We start from the raw sequence: 17,684 nt of genomic DNA, 5'->3' as shown, positions 1-17,684 counted from the left end.
CTTTTTTTCGGCGAGGTTTATTTTTTGCTATTTCATTCATCATTCAAATGAACAAAGTAAAAAATCAAGTTATGAAAGTCGACGAATCAACGCCAAACATTGGCTGGCATGTGCTATGCACCTACCCTAATTACGAGAAAAGAGTATATGAAATTTTGCTAACTAAAAAAATTGAAACCTATCTTCCGTTAGTAAATGTTGAAAAAAAATGGAGTGACCGGATAAAGATTCTGGAAAAACCTTTATTTCCAAACTACATTTTCATAAGGCCGGATAAAAATAGATTCAATTACACTTCCCTTACTATTAAGGGGGCAATTAACTTTATAAAAATTTCCGGCAAACCATGTCTTGTTCACGACAATGAGATTAGAATCATTCAAAAGTTATTATCCATTACGAAGGATATCACAAATGAATGTGTGTATAAATCCGGCGATATGGTTGAGGTTCTGGATGGTCCCTTTGAAGGCTTGCACGGTTCGGTAAGAGAAGTTAGAGGGGCAAATAAGTTATATATTTATCTGCAGTTACTTAACCAGATAATTTCCGTGGAAATTTCTAACGCCCATACAAAAAAACTATCTGCTTAACAGCAACTATTACTTACAAAATCAGCATAATCATGTTCAAAACATATTTTAAACTTGCTTACCGGAATATTATAAATGATAAGCTATACTCTATTATGAATATAGCAGGTTTAGCCATAGGCCTGTCATCCAGTATCCTTATCTTACTTTGGGTTCAAAATGAACTAAGCTATGACGGGTTCCATAAAAGCGCCGAACAGATCTATCGCATAACATGCGATCTTGGCGATTCAAAAAGCGTAGGAACCCCCGCAGGTATGCCTGCGGGCTTAAAGGCAGAAATGCCCGTTATAAAAAATACAGTTCGCATTGCTCCCGTTTTTCCCTCGGTCTTACTTGAGATCGGCAATAAAAAATTTGAAGAGAAACGTGTTTTTTATGCCGATCCGAGTTTTTTGGACATATTTTCCTTCCCCTTGATCAAAGGCGACAGGACTACCGCCCTGACACAGACAGATGCCATTTTGATAACGGAGGAAATGGCAATAAAATACTTTGGGGACGAAAATCCTGTTGGCAAATTCTTAAGAAAAGATAATCATGAGAATGTGGTAGTAACAGGCGTTTTGGCCAATATTCCGCCTAATTCAGACCTGCAATTTGACTTCATTATGCCGATGGCTTCATTAGCCAGAACTAATAAAGAAATACAAAACAATTTATGGGGCGATTTCAGTTTTTATAACTATGTTCAATTAGAAAAGGGAGTTACCACTTCGCCATCTGATTTATCCCGCTTAGAAACACAAATAAACCAAATTTTCAAAAAATACAGTCCGGAAATGAAGGCCGTGTTTCAATTACAGCCTTTAACTAAAATTCACCTTGGCCCCGATAGACTTGGTGATTTCCCGGGGCATGGAAACGCACAATATGTAAGCATCTTCTTTATCATCGCGATTTTGATCCTCATAGTTGCCTGCATAAATTTTATGAATTTGGCTACAGCACGTTCGGCCCGCAGAGCCAAGGAGATTGGCTTACGCAAAGTATCGGGCGCAATACGCGGTCAATTAATTTTCCAGTTTCTGAGCGAGTCGGTTTTTATATCGTTTGTGTCTTTATTTATCGCACTGATTATTGTTTGGTTATTCCTTCCTGTTTTTAATAATCTGGCTAACAGGCAACTCGCCATCCATGTGTTAGATATTAAACTTTGGTTAAGCCTTTTTGGTATTGCCTTATTAACCGGGCTCATCTCCGGCAGCTATCCTGCCCTATTTCTCTCCAGTTTAAACCCCGTTAAGGTGCTTAAGGGTAATGTAAAATCAATGGGCGGCAATTTACTATTCCGCAATGCGTTGGTGGTAACCCAATTTATGGTTTCTATTATTTTATTGGTTGGCACAGCAGTTATCTATAACCAGCTTAAATTTATCAGAGACCGTGACCCCGGTTTTGAGAAAGCCAATCTTTTATATATGCCGATGTCAGGAGATATGTGGGGTAAGCAGCAGGCGTTAAATAATAAATTAAAAGGCAACCCGCTTACCAGCAACTTTACCGTTATCTCTGACCTCCCCACCAATCTTGGGGGATGGACCACTGATGCAACCTGGGATGGAAAGGAACTTCATTCGCAAACAGTTATCCCGGTAATGGCAGTTAATGAGGGCTTTCTTCACGTATTTAAAATTGATTTACTGGCCGGCCGGAGTTTTTCGGAATCATTTTCGACAGATTCAACCAGCTACATGGTTAATGAAAAAATGCTGAAGATTATGGGTTTAGCCCCCAATCAGGCAATTGGTAAATCATTAACGGTTTGGGGCAACAAGGGAAAAATAGTAGGTGTTGTAAAAAATTTTAACTTTAAGCCTGTTCAGCAGGCTATTGAACCATTGGTAATGCCTTTCAATAAGTTGGGTGGTTTTGTGGTGGTTAGAACACCAGCCGGTAGAACCTACGCAACCATACAAGCTTTGTCAACAATAAACCAGGATTTAAACCCAGCCTATCCGTTCAAATTTGACTTTCTTGATCAGGACCTGGCCAATCTTTATAAGGGCGAACAACAAATGGGCAATATATTCAATCTGTTTGCCATTTTGGGTCTTTTTATTTCTTGCCTCGGTTTGTACGGATTATCTGCCTTCATAGCAGAGCGGCGTACCAAAGAGATCGGTGTTCGTAAAGTATTAGGTGCATCTACCTTTGAACTCGTTTATTTATTAGCAGCCGGTATTACCAAACTTATATTGATTGCTATAGTTATAGCGATACCCCTTTCCTGGTATATGGTAAATGAGTGGCTGGCAGGCTTTGCTTACCATATTCATGTAACCTGGTTGTTATTCTTTGCCGCGTCGCTGGCGGCGTTGTGTATAGCCTGGCTAACGGTGAGCTATGAATCAATAAAAGCCGCTGTTGTGAATCCAATAAAAAGCTTAAGAAATGATTGATCTGCCCCGTTGCCGATAAGGTATTATCGGTAGACGTGTCAGATTCAAAAATTCCAAATGTATTACGATCATCTTTCAATTAAAAAATGATCGCAAGCTAATGCTAACGAAGATTATAAAACATACTGAGCTGTAGTTTTTTCTACGGCTTTTTTCATTTAATCAAAATTCAGGAAAACGCTTATTTGGAAAATATTGCTCACTACCTGATAAATAGATATATTGAGCGCTAGGCCGTTTTGTTCTTGCTAAACGGTTTTAAATAAAATAGCGGGGTTATCAGAGAATAATAATTCTCTGATAACCCCGCTATTAAATGATAAAATTTTCTGTAAAAATATAGATATTGAAGTTGCCTGGGTAAAATTTAATGTATTTAAGGAATACTCTACCCGTCCTTCCAATTATTACAGGTAAAATTTTTACCTCAGATTCTTTTTATTGATCATATATATAACGCAAGTTGGCTATTTTACAACATTTAAAAGATAATACGATAACTCGTACATTTCGTTTATATGATTCTGACCCAATTCATACTCAACAGCGTATTTGTTCTGTTTATTTAAATCACTCATTCTATCGGCATAGCGCAGGTGTCTTTTAACTATATATTCTTTGTTTAAATATTTATAGTGTAAAAGTTTGAGTTCACAAAGATTGTCGATATGAGGATGTTTTTGAAAAGAAGGAAAACATTGATGAGATCCGGGTCCATAATTTATTTCTTTGACGCTTTTTGGCGAGAATATAATATTTTTATCAAACATTCGGTCTCTATAACCTACTTTAACTTGCTCGGTAATATCTCTTCTATAATCAGTAGGAAAATTTTCAGAAATCATATTGTAGCCAATGACAACAGGTATAGCTATATTTTGGGTTTTTATATGATGTAATTTTTCAAATAAATTTTCTGCATAAAGAAATTCATCCATGTCACATACGATAACATAATCTGCAGTACTATTTTTCCAGCAGTTATTCCGTATTTCCATCATAATATCTTCCCTATGTTCTCTATTTGTATCAAATGTCTTAATTTCTACATTGGGGAAATTAGCTTCTACTAGATCTAAAGAATTATCAGTACTAAAATTATCATATATTGTGATTTTTTCACAAAACTTAGAATAATAATTTAAAGTATGAATTATCATTCTTTCTTCATTATAGCACAGTAAAAATAAATCAATATTTATTTCATAATCGTTTTGTCGCATATTTTATAACCGTTAGTATATCAAAATTTAATGTTGTTTCGTAAATCTCGTTTCTTGTTTTCTTAATGATATTTATATCAATCATCTTTCCTGTTTCAAGTTGACTGATGTATTCTTTAAAAATTTCAAAAGGTTTTTTATTCTCGTTATCGTATGGAACGTGTTTTCAGACAGCCACCTTTTTGTATCAAAACATTGCATCAATACAGAAGCAAAGCACCAGGTGAGATCCCGGCAGTGACTATAAGATCGTTATTGGCTTTAAGATATGTTTGGTAAGCTGATTCCTATTTTGCTATTACACACTTTCCAGATCAAGCACTTTAAGTTCTCCTGATTCCATTTTTATCATCCGGTCGGCTGCGTGGAAATAGTGATTATCGTGCGATATAACTATCACACATTTTTTCTGCAGTTTTAACTCAGGCAACAGGTGATTATAGAAAAACGATTTAAACTCCGGGTCCTGGTCTGCCGCCCACTCGTCAAACATGCAGATAGGTTTGTTTTCCAGGCTGCTTACTAATAATGCTATTCTTTTCCGCTGCCCTGTAGAAAGTTTTATAGTTGAAAATACGCCATCTTTTACGCTTGTTTTGCCTAACAATTGCAATATCTCCATCTTTTCCTGAATCGCATCGTATTGACCAAGATGGTCTATACCATATAATTTTTCAAATAAGTGATAATCGCTGTATATAGCCGTGCATAGTTCGTTTAACTTGCGTGGGTCTACCCGCTCTCCGTCTAATCTTACTTCGCCGGATGAAGGAAGGTACAAACCGCAGATCAATTTGGCCAGTGTTGATTTTCCGCTGCCATTTCCCCCGGTAATAAATACCACTTCGCCGCTGTTAAATGTATAATCAATTGGGCCAATGGTAAACTCGCTGATATCCGAATCGTATGTATATCCAACGCCTATCAACTCTAATGTTTCCATACTTCCATTTTCTATTATCAGATCCTGGCGCTCATCGGTAATAGCTAAAGCCTCTACTTTTTCTTTAAGCTGATCAATACGACGCCAGGAGATCCTGATCCGGGTAAGCTGTGGGAACGAATTAAGCACCATATTTACCGGCCCGGCCATGTAGAGAAAAATAAAAATAAACGTGCGTATTTTTGTTTCGGTTAAACCAATCAATACCAGCGGGAATACAAACACTACCAGCCCCATCACCAGTGTAAAGATCGACTCTCCAATTATAAACACATTCACAAACATCCGGCCTGCATCTATATTTGAATCACGGTAATCCTTGCTGTTTTTTTGCAGATCGGCCTCAAATTCAAGGTTTCTTTTGTTATTTAGTTTTAGTTCTTTAAATCCAAGTATTAAGCTATTAATAAAGCCTATGTAAACATTTTGCATGGTCCTGGCCTTCTCCCATACTTTACTTGCTTTCTTTGTAATGTAATAATATAAGGATGCTGCAGTAATGATCGTAATAATGGAGATGATCAACCCCCATATATTTTCAACCCCCAGGTAAGCCAAACAACAGACCAGTGTAACCATTCCCGTAATAATGCTAACCAAAACATGAGGAAGGTTACTTACCTCTTCTGTATCATTGGAGAGGATCGCGATCAGATTTTCGTGTTTCAATTGCTCCATTTTACTAAAAGGCGTGTTCAGGAGGTTGTCAATAAGATTTATACGGATGGTATAAACAAAAGAGTTGACAACCTTTAGCAGCTTGGTTCTAAGTTGGCCCTGGCAGTATATATATAATATAAGCCCCAGTAAAAAAAAACAAATGAAACCGCTGCTGAAAATATCATGCCGGCCAATGGCGCCATTTATAGTAAGAATGACTAGTGTATTTCCGAACCCTGCAATAGTACTTAATACAACAACTGTAAACAAAGCACGATCGCCCTCCATTATAAGCAGAGAAGAGCACATATAATATAAAAAGAAGAAACTGACAGCACCAAGCAAGAGCAGTAAACAAAGCAAGAAGCTCGGCGGCCCCCAAACTACCACGAAGCTCCAGGACAGTCCTCCAAACATTGCCTTAGGTGTAATAAATATACAAAACCCAATAAGGCAAAGGGTTAGCAACGATAAAACAAAACTAATGATGCTCCTGGATGTAATTTTCACTTCAGCTTTTCGCTTGCCTTGCTTCCATTCTTTAAGCAATAAGCCCATAAACCAACAAGTGCTTATAAATAAAATCCCGCTGGCAATAAGGATAACTATCATGCCTACGTTGAGCTGTTTATAAACATCACTCTCCTGTTCATTCACTTGCTGGCCATCCATGATATTTAAAATGCCTTTTGCTATTGTCTCGGAGTATGATGTGTTTAAGTTAGCCAGCACAACAACACCTGTTTTTTCGCGTGGCCTGAATGATATAAATGAAGAGTAATTGGGGTTATTACCGCTATGGGCAATAGTTCCTTTTTGATTTTGATATACTATCCAGCCACCGGCATAAGAGCCCCCTTCCGGATCAGGCAGAACGCTTCTGTCGGGTACATGGGATGCCTGGATAAGCTTTTTGTAAGTACTGTCCTGTGCATTGCCCAACTGGCACCAAACCCATTTTTCCATATCGTTGATATTGGAAATGATATATCCTGCGGGCTGGTTTCCGGTATAAAATGGCGCATCAAATTGTTTTAGGCGCAAAAAGTCTAACTTGTAGCCTTTCGCAAGACCCGCTCCGGCTTCCCGGCGCGACAAAAATGTTTGTTGCAGCGCCATCGGTTGCAATATATTTTGTTTAATAAAGGCCGGATATGATTGTCCGGAAACTTTTTCAATCAACAGGCCCAGCACATCATAGTTTAATGATGCATAGTCAAACCTGTCGCCGGGCAACGCTGCCAGCTGCACATTTAAGAGACGCCTCACAGTTGTTTCCAGTGGGTTGCTTCCTGCATCGGTTTTAATCAGGTCGATGGAACTAAAAGGGACACCGCTGGTATGATGCAATAACTCGCCGATTGTGATCACCGGTGTTGTTAAACCCGGGTCCTTACTATCATATTTCATTTTAAACCAGGGCAGGTATTCAGTAACAGGATCAGTCAATTTAATTTTTCCGTGCTGTACCAAATAGAGTATCCCCATAGCCGTAAAGGCTTTGGAGTTGGATCCGATCTCAAAAAAAGTATTATTGGTAACTTGCTTTTTCTGATCGACGTCTGCCCAACCGTAAGACTTTTTAAGTACAACCGTACCATTCCTAATAACAAGCACCGACAATCCGGGTATGTTACCTGCATCCATTTGTTCTTTTACAAACTTTTCGATTTCAGGTGTCTTATTACCCGTTTTTGTTTGGGCTACTGAACTATATCCAACAACAATGAGTAAACAACTTACCGCACAAAAGATAATCGTTGTGAACAAACGGGAATGAACATTAAGCAAAAAAAGCCTGAGCTTTATCATATTTCTATTTGTTTAAGTAGTTGTTAATCAACCTTAATTGTTGTTTGATTTTTTTAGCAGATGTTTTCTGATAACATCTATCCAGTTAACCAGATTATCGGGCTCAAACATCCCTAAATGGCTCACCGAAACTTTATTGATACTCACTTCGCCAAACAAGATATTTTCTTTAACATACTGGGCAAACCCCGGCGGCAGGGTTTTAAACATTGAAGTGCTGTACAACAATAATGACGAACCCACTTTATTGGCGGGGTAACGATATTTAATCAGATCAAAACAATGGTGAACAGCGGGGTAATTATAAAACTTCTGTTCAAATGCAGACTTCAGGTCTTTTACCGTGATAATTTCGGGGAGTGCTTTCTTTTCCATGATAATATTGAGCAACGCTTCCCAGATCCCATCATCAGGTACGTTTTCAACCAGCGTACATATTGATGTCCAATCCATTCCGGGAATATCTTTACCTATATCGTAGGAGACAAACCAGATAATATCATTTCTTGTAAATTGATCCCAATCCTCGCTGGTATCTTCCTCCATTAATGGCGCATCTAACAAAACCATTTTTTCTACCTTCTTTCCTTTTTTTATCAGCAGATCGCTGATCGCCATAGCCATCATACTGCCTGTACAATAGCCGCCTAACCAATAGGGCCCGGTTTGCTGTATATTTAATATATGAGCAACTGATTCCTTAACCAGGTTATTAAATAACCTCTTATTCCAGAAAACATCGTTCCTGTTTACATCTTCGCTGTTTTTTAACCGGGTTAATAGTTCCGGCTGCAATACCGGTGGATGGATGCTATAAACTCCCGACAGATCACTTAATGAGAGCGCCATATTAATAGCGCCATTGATGCTTCTTGTTGGCTGTAATCCTTCTAACGGCGGGCAAAAAAAGAATGGCTGTAAGGTTTTAGACGGCATCAAATGTGCAATTTTGATATTTTTTTGCACTTCCATATTATTTGTTTGAGGATCCAGTACGCCTGCGTGGGTATGAGCTTTATCAATTCTGTTTGCTAATGCCGAAGCAGTAGGCACTTCATAGATCCATCGTAAGGGCATCGATAATCCAAAGCTTGTGTTTATCCTGAAAGTCAAAAATGCGGCAAGTGCATTATTTCCTCCATGCTCAAAAAAATTATCGTTGGGGCCGATATTATCTTTTTGCAATACACTTTGCCATATTTCCAACAGGTGCTGCTGAACTACTAATACAGATGTATTAGTATCCAAACTCTTTACTTTAAATCTCTCCCAACTATCCGGATCATTGTTCTTTTTCACTACTGGCGGAAACTGTTCTACACCCATTATTGAGGTGGGAAACATATAATCAGGAATCATTTCTTTTAAAAAAGCCGATATGGAGCTACGGTTATATCCCCGTTTTTTTTGAAATAAGGCAGCTAACTGTGTCCTTCCATTTTTATCGGTTTGTACCGCTATCATTGCCTGCTCTAACCCATCATCTTTCTTCGCAACTTTATTGCGGGTATTTAAACCATTAATTGTAAGTTCTAAAAAACCTCCATCATAAAAGATTACGTTATAAATAAACCGCCTGCGATTTTTCTTCTTCATATCATTTCACACTGTGGGCACAATAATTATAATCAAGCACGCACGAAATACTTGTCGTTTATAAAATCAATAAGTTTACCGTGCCTGTTATATTGGTGTACAACTGCGGGTATTTGCGCCCAGTGTATTGTAGCGATGGCATCGCTTTTAAAAAAAATGTCGCCATCTGGTTGCAGGGCGGCTGTAAATACACTTTCCCCATTTTTTGACGAATCGAAATAATCTTTTTTCTGGTGGCTAACCATATAATTCAACACTCCCTGATCGAGGCCGCTTGTAGTCAGTGGCTTATTAGGGGCCATAATTTCGAGCATAAAATCCTGTAAAAACGTTGTACAAATTTCTCTGTCTGCCAAAATAGTCCCGGCACAAATAATAGTTGATCCCGACATATCCTTTAATATCTGTTCACCATACCCTTTTTCAACCCAGCCGCTATTATTTCCGTCACTTCCCAGAGAACAGCCATCGTATTCTTCATAAACAACAACTTTATCTTTAACGCGTGATGTAAAAACATCGCCCTGAAAGATCACATCGTTTACATCTGTAAAAAATAAAGTGTCGTAATCTGTTTCTAACAGCCAATTGTAATACATAAAGAACCTTGAAATTGTCAGGAAGAAAAAAGCATGTATAAATGCCAATTGTCGTGGCAAAAGTTTTTCCTTTGCTTTTAACACTTTAGTAATCTTGCTTTTGTTCCACTCGGCCCAGGCTTTATTTAGTCCGACTACACGCATCACCCAGTTGATGGCACGATAAAAGTATAAGTTCGGAGATAACTGTTGGTCAATGTTGATCGCTTTTATAGATAGCTGTTCAAATGCTATTTGCCAGGAAAACTGCGTACTATTATTTACAAAAAGAATTACGTCTCCCTTAAAACCCGTTTTCTCCAGCGAACTCAGAAACGGATAAATTTTTATGTCGCTAATGCCAAAAGCAATGCCTACGATAGCTTCTTTCTTATTTTGTTCCATTTGATTTTTAAATAAAAAGATGTTTTGTAAAAAAGGAATGCATTTTTAAAAACAAATGACATATCCGGCCAATTAAATTTATAGCCCAATATTTATTGGTTATGTCAAATAGTTTTATAGGATCAGGGCTGCAACCTGTTTATCGCTCCTGTCCTGGCGTTGTTCAACTTCTTCCTCTTCAAGCAGCACAGAATACCCAACTGACCTGAGCAGGAGCTGATCTTCGGTGGTAAGATGGTCTGGCATTTTTATGAAGATACCACTACCATGCCTGTTTAAAGATTCTCCACCAACGCTATTTGTAATTGTTTCGATAATTAATTTCTGTAAAAAGTTTTTATAACACCCCTGGTCTTCATTCAAAACCAAAACTTTTACAGTTAATCCATTTAACCGCCAATATTGGTGCAGTTTTATTAGTGTTACAATTGCCTCAACATTTTCCACATTATCTATACGTAATAAAATGCATACATCTTTAGTACCCGTGGTCAACCGCTCAAACTCAATATCGCCGCAGGCAATCCTTGCGTCCTCACCAAACAATAAGCTACCGGTAAGCTGCCTGAACAAACGGGCATCGTCTTTTGAAATGCCGATTTGTTTTAATTGTTCCGTACCTAATATTGCCGACTGTTTAAAGAGTTTCTCAACATAGGTTGAGGTTGCAGACAGATCAATTAATTCAAATGCCTGCTCTCTGCTTTCGGCGACTCCGGCAGTCATAACTGCCGTAATGGTTTCTCCGGGAGATACATGAATGCTGTAGCGAATGGCGCCTGCATCTGTAGAAAATGCTTTGTTCAATTCCACCTCTGAATTAACATGCAGGCTGATAAAATGACAACTATACTGATCATTGAACATTTCATTCGTCTCATAGCACAAGATTGTACCTTTTTCCGGAAGAGCTTCATTATGCCATGATTCCTTACTATCGGGCAAGCGGGCAATAATGTTTATTTTTTTGTACTTATCAGATGTGTTCTTAATTGACAGGCTCCTGATCTGCATATTATCGTCATGCGAAACGATCACCTTAATTTTAGATTCTGTTTCGTTACTAAAGCGTTTAAAAACAGCATACCCCTCATGAAAAAGCGTTTCATAATACCAATATTCTTCCTGCTCCGTATTGAAATGAAAGCAGTTATGGCAATCTTCACTATTGGTAAGCACAATATGGTACCTGCCATTTGATAGTAGCTGAACCTCAGGCACCGAAAAGTCGCTCGGTAATGTAGCGGGTATAACATGTTCACCCGCTTTTATTTGCTCCTTTTTTGCTGATTCGACAAAGGTTTGATGATGAAAAGCAGCATCTTCAGGGAGTTTTTCCTGTAATAAAAAGACCCCCGATTCCATTTCTGCGTCATCTAAAAACCTTTTTTGCATGCGTTTATCCAGCAAAACATGAGCAAAGGCAAGGAAACTCATGCCCTGGTGATGTACCATAAAACTCCGGATAACGTTTTTAGACTCGCCTTTTCCCAGGCGTGAAACTGTGTAATCTACAGCTTCATACAAACCATAACGTCCTTCAGCTCCATTTGACGACAATACTTCCAGGTTGCTGCCTGCTTTCTCCGGATTAACCAAAAGAGAAAGAGCGGTAGCATAAGGACTAATAACCCTATCTCCTACAACGTGATGCCGTTTTAAGCTCAACGATGGAATACCAAATACGCGATATTGATAATTAAGGGCGTCATCAAATGAGCCATAACAAGACTCTGAAATCCCCCATGGAATATCCTGTTCTTTGCCGTATCCAATCTGCTCGTCTACTGCTGAAGTGCAGGCATAATCCAAAATTGTATCCTTAAAAACGGGCATTATAAGGTTAGGCATTAAATATTCGAACATCGTTCCGTTTGCAGATAACAAAACAGATTGGCCATTTTTAACGATCAGCGGCCTTCCCAACAAAAACCAGCTTTTTACCGGCAATTTATTTTGACATACCCCAACATAAGTGGCTAGTCTTGCTTCTGATGCCAGCATATCATAACAATCAGCATCCAGGCAATCTTCTTCTACCTTATATCCGATAGATAGCATGTGAGAAGATGGTTTGTACAAAAATTCGTACTCCTGTTCTGCCAGGTCTGAGCATAATGTTATCAGCAAACTTATTTCCTTTAAGCGATTACCAGCAGCCGATTTGGCTTTTTCCATGCAAGCGATATACAAGTTAAGCCATTTTATTTCTTCGGTAGTTAGTTTCCTGTCTTTATTGGTTATGGCGTCCGGTAATTCCCAGTTTGCCAACTCTCCTAACGTAGGGATCGGTTCTGGTATAAGGCCGTGTAAAGAAGCAGGACAGGGATCTATAAACAACCAGGGTGCTATAGCCTTAAGATCATGATTAATCCCATGCACCTGAGTAACAAATGCGTTTAACCAGTACCTATCGCTGTCGTTTGTTGTGCTGGTAACTAAAATAGTGATAGCTTTCATGTACGCATCCAATTTATCCAGTGGTTGCCTTAAAGCTTCACCAGGGTAAACCGGCGCATTGCTAATTCCAGCCAGGTATTTTTTACATTCTTGCAGTAGAGGCGATTTTTCTTCAGACCAATCGATCATGTTTAGCACGTCGACTAAACTATCAAACTGTTGGTTTGTAAAAACCGGGTTTTTTGACAGATCTGCGAGGCCCTGGCGTAACGTGATCAGGTGCCCGGCAAGGTTTCCGCTGTCTACTGTAGAAACGTATCTTGGCTTACTGGCAGCCAATGTTTTTATATCATACCAATTGTAGAAATGCCCCTTGTATCTTTCCAGGGATTGCATACTATGCAGGGTATGTGCAGTTCGTTCAATTAAATTGCCGGCTGGTATATAACCAAGGTCAAAAGCAGTTAGGTATGACAGCACACATAAACCTATATTGGTTGGCGATGTATAATAAGCCACCTTCAGTTCCGGATATTCTTGTATATGATCTGGTGGAAGCCAGTTTACAGCCTCTGTTACCTGATCGTCAAAATAGGCCCATGTTTTACGCGAAAGCCGTTTAATAAGCTGCTGTTGTTCCGCAGATAACACCGTTTTCTTTTCTGGCCTTTGGCGGTTTGTTAGATACGCAATTGCGGGCGCAAGCAGCCAGAGTATTAATACCGGAAGCGCAAAAAATATCAATCCAAAATTATTAATAATTAAATAAAATGACACAACAGCAGCAACAAACGGATTGAACCACATTTGCTGATAAGTACCTAAAAGGGTTTGAGATCGTTGACTTTTACTTCCTGAAGACGGCTGCCACTCTAATCGTTTATGCCCCGAAATAATCAAACGCCAACAAGCTCTTATAACCGCTACGAAAGTATAGGCGGCTTCGAAAGGTAAACATATAAATACATAAACATCCTGAAGGAAACAGCTGTAAGAGTCGTTCAAAACAGCTATCCAATGGCCCTTTCGCAGCAATTTTTCCGGTTTTTTAAATAGTTTTGTTATAAAAAGACAAAGGCTTGGCGAAAATGCAATCAGCAGAACCACGATGCTTAATTTCAGCGGCTCTTTAAATAACAACCATCCGCAAATGATCAATATTAACTGGCAAACAGGTATAAGACTGTTGCGCAGGTTGTCAAAAATTTTCCACCTTGAAAGCGCAGACAAAGGATTCTTTGTTCTTGTGCCGCCAAATCCGGGAACCAAGGGGAAAATCCAGGAGGCAATTTGCCAATCCCCTCTTATCCACCGTTCCCTTCGCTTTACTGATGTCCAATAATCAACAGTTTGTTCATGCAATTTAACATTGCTTAAAAAGCCTGTTCTAACATAAGAACCTTCTAAAAGGTCATGACTCAATATTCTGTTATCAGGTAAGCGGTTTGCAAGCGCTTTATTAATAATATCCACATCATAAATACCTTTACCCATATAAGAACCTTCGTCAAAAAGGTCCTGGTAAACATCCGGAGAAACTGATGTATAAGGATCAATATCTGGTCCCGATCCATGTATGTGCTCGTAAATAGAGTTATTTAACCCACGCAGGTCCATGCCTATTTTGGGTTGCAGCATCCCGTAACCGGCAATTGTTCTTCTCTTTTCTTCACAATACACCGCACGATTTAGCGGATGCGCCATTGCTGCAACCAATCGCCATGCCGAATCTCTCGGCAGCTGTGTGTCTGCATCCAGGGTGATCACATATTTTATGTCCGACAAAACACTTTTGTCAACAATAAGCTCAGAAAAGCTATCATTATCCGGGTTCCGTAACAGATCATTTAAATCCATCAGCTTACCGCGCTTGCGTTCATGTCCCATCCATATCCCATCGGCTTCATTCCATTTTCTTGGGCGATGAAACAGGAAAAACCTGGGCTTATCTGCCGCACAAAACTCCTTATTAAGATCAGTTATTCTCGATTTAACGAGGCGGATCAACGCGGCATCACCCGGTAACTGTTCTGTGGCTGAATCGGTATAATCAGTAAGTAAACTAAAATACAGGTTGCTCGTTTTGTTACCGATAAAAAATATTTTCAACTGGTGTACAAGCCGGTCTATTTCTTGTTCACTTGTTAAAAGGGAGGGGATAGTAACCAATGTTTTGTATTCAGAAGGGATCCTTTTTGAAAAATCAAGCGTAGGTAAACTCTGAGGGAGACAAGAAGCGGATGCAATAGCATCAATAAATTGTTTGGCGGTATGGCTTAACCCTAGTACCAGCAATAAGCAAGTCGGTAAGAGCAACCCGGTCGACATCTCACCGGCGCTCAGAATATACAAACAGAATAAAGCAGGTAAGATGGTTAACAAACCAATTGAAACGAGATATGATGGCAGGCTGTTTTTCTTGTAAAAATTAATAATTCTTTCCTTGAACGTCAATTGTATGCCCAGGAACTTTTCTAATTGTTTGCGTTCCCTACCGATCAGAAACTCCCCGATATCTATCCTGTCCCGCCTTTTTGATGCATCGGTTGATCGTTTTGATAACAGCAGTACGCTCCGCGCCACATCCAGCTCGGTTAGCCGGGATTGCCCGGCAAGTTTGCTAATCTCGTTGCGGTATCTGTCACGGCTAAAGAAATCCATGTTATCATAAATACCGGTGGTGCATCTGCAAAGTATCTGGTCAACAGAATTATTATTCTCAAGAAAGTTTTGCCAGTCAATGGCATCGATAATTGAAATGCTGCATATGCTATTGCGTATAATAACCTTTGACCGTGTTATATCATCTTTATCAGCACTATTTTCTAATAAAATATTGTACAGGTTATCAAGGATAGAAAATAATAGGAAAACCTTTATCGCCTTTAATTCATTATACTGCAGAACCGATACTGCCTGGTAGGCAGTGAAATATTCGATCAAATTATCCTCGTCAATTTTCGCGTCTGTGTAGGTTACAATCTCATGGCACAGATCGTGTATCCTTAACCTTCTTGGCATGAATGCGTTCAATATCTGCGGAAGTTCAACCTTTATAGCCGATAGCGTACCGGATATTTTGTTAATCAGGGTCTCAAAGATCAAAATATGCTCGTTAATCAACAGCCTGACTTCTGATGTATTGATATCTTTTTCCACTCTATTTTCAGAGGCACGCATGTTCGGTGAAAATTCCTTTTGAATTCGGGATAACTTGCGAACCATATCAACAGGTGAGATTCCACTAGTGACTGCATGTTGCTTTGCCAAATTACGACAGTACAGTATTACCTCGGCTGTGTTACCAGAGTGCTCGTGTTGAGTTAAGTTTTTTTTCACGGTTTAAGTATTATAGGTGGATATTGAAAAATCTACTCAGCTAAAGGGTTTAAATCCGCCTTAGTTAGGTAGCTTTTTAAAAGCAGGTTTTTTTGACGCCCCGCGGAGGTTGGGGTGTTTAGTAGTATTGATCGGGGTTCACTGTTGTTGAGATCTTAAATGAGGGGCTAGTTTTCACAAGCCGCAGAGAAATCAATCCCGATATTTTATCAGTAAAAATGAATCTTATTAAAATTGGCGCTGATAAAGAGCGCTATTATTGCGCTATTAATTTATATAACCAGACACACGAATAATTGCCTCTCGTTATCTTTATTGTCATAAATTAATTTTCAGATTGTTTTTGTTGTGTAGCTTGTGCTACTGAACATTCAGGATTAATAGCGACGCCTCAGCGTTGTCAGTTTTTATCTCAGTAAAAACACCAAATAATTCCCATTGAAATGCAGCATGATTTTTACGAAAATCACTCAACTTAAATAAAAAAAGGAAAAAAGAAGTGTTCTATTTATAGCAAAACTTATACAGCTTCGCTTAAGGGATTCACAAATTCTCTTAGCAGAATCTAAGATTTGAACCCATTGTTATACATTAAGTACAACAAATATAGTAAACTTATCATTCCAAAGAAATATTTATGAAAAAAAATATTTCTTTTTTCATATTTCAATATAAATAATTGATATTCAACTATTTATATTAAAGCATCTAAAAATGTCAATTTATCTACTAACCAAACCTATATGAATTTTTAACTTTGGGTTGCTCCGCGAATTGATGAAAAGGATAAGTTGGCCTAAGGTTACACAGAGAGTTATTGAACAACAGGAGGATCCGAATTGAAACAATTGGGCATTAATGAAATGCTCACCTGCAACAGAATGGACAAGCGTCAATTATACTGTACTTGAAGCCTTTTAATTTAATAGATTTGCCAAGTTATGTCTGCAACCTTTACAGTACCTTTTCCGGAGCTATCATTAATTTCGCAGTACTTTACAGATCACCTTATTGAAGATGAACCGTTATCACCGTCTGAATTACAGATTATCGCACGAAGCGTTCCTAAACGCCGCGCAGCATTTAGCACTGGTCGGAAATGTGCCAGGCAGGCGCTCGTTCGTTTTATAGATGCCCCCCCTGAGTTACTGCAAGGAAAAGGAGGTGAACCTATATGGCCGGAAGGGACTGTTGGATCCATCAGTCATTCCACAAAATTAGCCGGTGCAGTAGTTGCATCAAAAAGCGAAGTAACAGCGATTGGAATAGACATCGAAACTATCGGTGGTGTGAAGCAGGCGATGTTGCCGTTGATTTTACTCGACACTGAAATAGAAATGATCAACGGTAAACATAATGATGCGGCACTGTGGGCTACCCTTTTATTTTCTCTTAAAGAGAGTTTTTACAAACTTCAATACCCGCTTACCGGGCTATGGCTCGATTTTAAAGATATATCTATCTCAGAAAATAACGGAAAATTCTCTTTTATGCAGGTCAAATCCTCTCATGACCTTTCTGCCATCTCCTTTGATCAAATCAAAGTAGATTGGACAGTAGCCTCCGACCAGGTCATTACCCTATGTTATTTCTAGCAATATAGCCCCTCAGCTTATAGCAGCGACAGGCGATGAACAATTTCTTAAAACGGGCTTTATAGGATTTGTTAATATTTCCATAACGGTTATTTTAAAATGCCATTTACTTTTTGGTCAGCCCCTGGCCCGACTCAC

Annotated in this window: 8 protein-coding genes; 3 read left to right on the top strand and 5 right to left on the bottom strand. The window is 38.9% G+C overall.

From position 1 onward, the window contains the following. Positions 1-71: 71 nt before the first annotated feature. The gene (locus tag BUE31_RS28050) at positions 72-593 is read left to right on the top strand and encodes a transcription termination/antitermination protein NusG (RefSeq protein ID WP_159440759.1); all 522 of its coding nucleotides are present in this window, start codon (positions 72-74) and stop codon (positions 591-593) included. Between the two features lie 32 nt (positions 594-625). Then, positions 626-2,995, top strand: a complete 2,370-nt coding sequence (locus BUE31_RS28045) for an ABC transporter permease (protein WP_073407189.1) — start codon at positions 626-628, stop codon at positions 2,993-2,995. 467 nt (positions 2,996-3,462) lie between these two features. Here the strand turns inward: BUE31_RS28045 and BUE31_RS28040 are convergent, their stop codons facing one another. From BUE31_RS28040 to BUE31_RS28020, 5 genes are all read right to left on the bottom strand, one after another. Next, positions 3,463-4,218 (bottom strand): glycosyltransferase family 2 protein, encoded by a 756-nt coding sequence (locus BUE31_RS28040; protein ID WP_200801997.1) that lies wholly within the window; start codon positions 4,216-4,218, stop codon positions 3,463-3,465. Positions 4,219-4,516: 298 nt separating this feature from the next. Then, positions 4,517-7,633 carry a cyclic peptide export ABC transporter gene (locus BUE31_RS28035; RefSeq protein WP_083620458.1) on the bottom strand — a complete coding sequence of 1,039 codons (3,117 nt, stop codon included), beginning with the start codon at positions 7,631-7,633 and terminating at the stop codon, positions 4,517-4,519. A 33-nt stretch (positions 7,634-7,666) separates the two neighbouring features. Continuing rightward, positions 7,667-9,229: a thioesterase domain-containing protein gene (locus tag BUE31_RS28030; RefSeq protein WP_073407188.1), complete on the bottom strand. Its 1,563-nt coding sequence runs from the start codon at positions 9,227-9,229 to the stop codon at positions 7,667-7,669. Between the two features lie 32 nt (positions 9,230-9,261). Further along, on the bottom strand, positions 9,262-10,212 hold the full coding sequence (locus BUE31_RS28025; protein WP_073407187.1) for a hypothetical protein: 951 nt from the start codon (positions 10,210-10,212) through the stop codon (positions 9,262-9,264). 114 nt (positions 10,213-10,326) lie between these two features. After that, on the bottom strand, positions 10,327-15,771 hold the full coding sequence (locus BUE31_RS28020) for a glucoamylase family protein (RefSeq protein ID WP_234997926.1): 5,445 nt from the start codon (positions 15,769-15,771) through the stop codon (positions 10,327-10,329). Positions 15,772-16,892: 1,121 nt separating this feature from the next. Here BUE31_RS28020 and BUE31_RS28015 point away from each other — a divergent pair. Beyond that, positions 16,893-17,546 (top strand): 4'-phosphopantetheinyl transferase family protein, encoded by a 654-nt coding sequence (locus BUE31_RS28015; RefSeq protein ID WP_073407185.1) that lies wholly within the window; start codon positions 16,893-16,895, stop codon positions 17,544-17,546. Positions 17,547-17,684 lie beyond the last annotated feature (138 nt).

It is taken from the genome of Mucilaginibacter sp. OK098 (assembly GCF_900142915.1).
GTDB lineage: Bacteria > Bacteroidota > Bacteroidia > Sphingobacteriales > Sphingobacteriaceae > Mucilaginibacter.
Note: the sequence above shows the minus strand (reverse complement) of the source record. Positions and strands in the feature narration are given on the sequence as shown.

Excerpts from the sequence above, each read along its gene's own strand:
- BUE31_RS28025 (WP_073407187.1), bottom strand. The coding sequence starts at position 10,212 with ATGGAACAAAATAAGAAAGAAGCTATCGTAGGCATTGCTTTTGGCATT.
- BUE31_RS28015 (WP_073407185.1), top strand. The coding sequence starts at position 16,893 with ATGTCTGCAACCTTTACAGTACCTTTTCCGGAGCTATCATTAATTTCG.
- BUE31_RS28045 (WP_073407189.1), top strand. The coding sequence starts at position 626 with ATGTTCAAAACATATTTTAAACTTGCTTACCGGAATATTATAAATGAT.
- BUE31_RS28035 (WP_083620458.1), bottom strand. The coding sequence starts at position 7,633 with ATGATAAAGCTCAGGCTTTTTTTGCTTAATGTTCATTCCCGTTTGTTC.
- BUE31_RS28040 (WP_200801997.1), bottom strand. The coding sequence starts at position 4,218 with ATGCGACAAAACGATTATGAAATAAATATTGATTTATTTTTACTGTGC.
- BUE31_RS28050 (WP_159440759.1), top strand. The coding sequence starts at position 72 with ATGAAAGTCGACGAATCAACGCCAAACATTGGCTGGCATGTGCTATGC.
- BUE31_RS28030 (WP_073407188.1), bottom strand. The coding sequence starts at position 9,229 with ATGAAGAAGAAAAATCGCAGGCGGTTTATTTATAACGTAATCTTTTAT.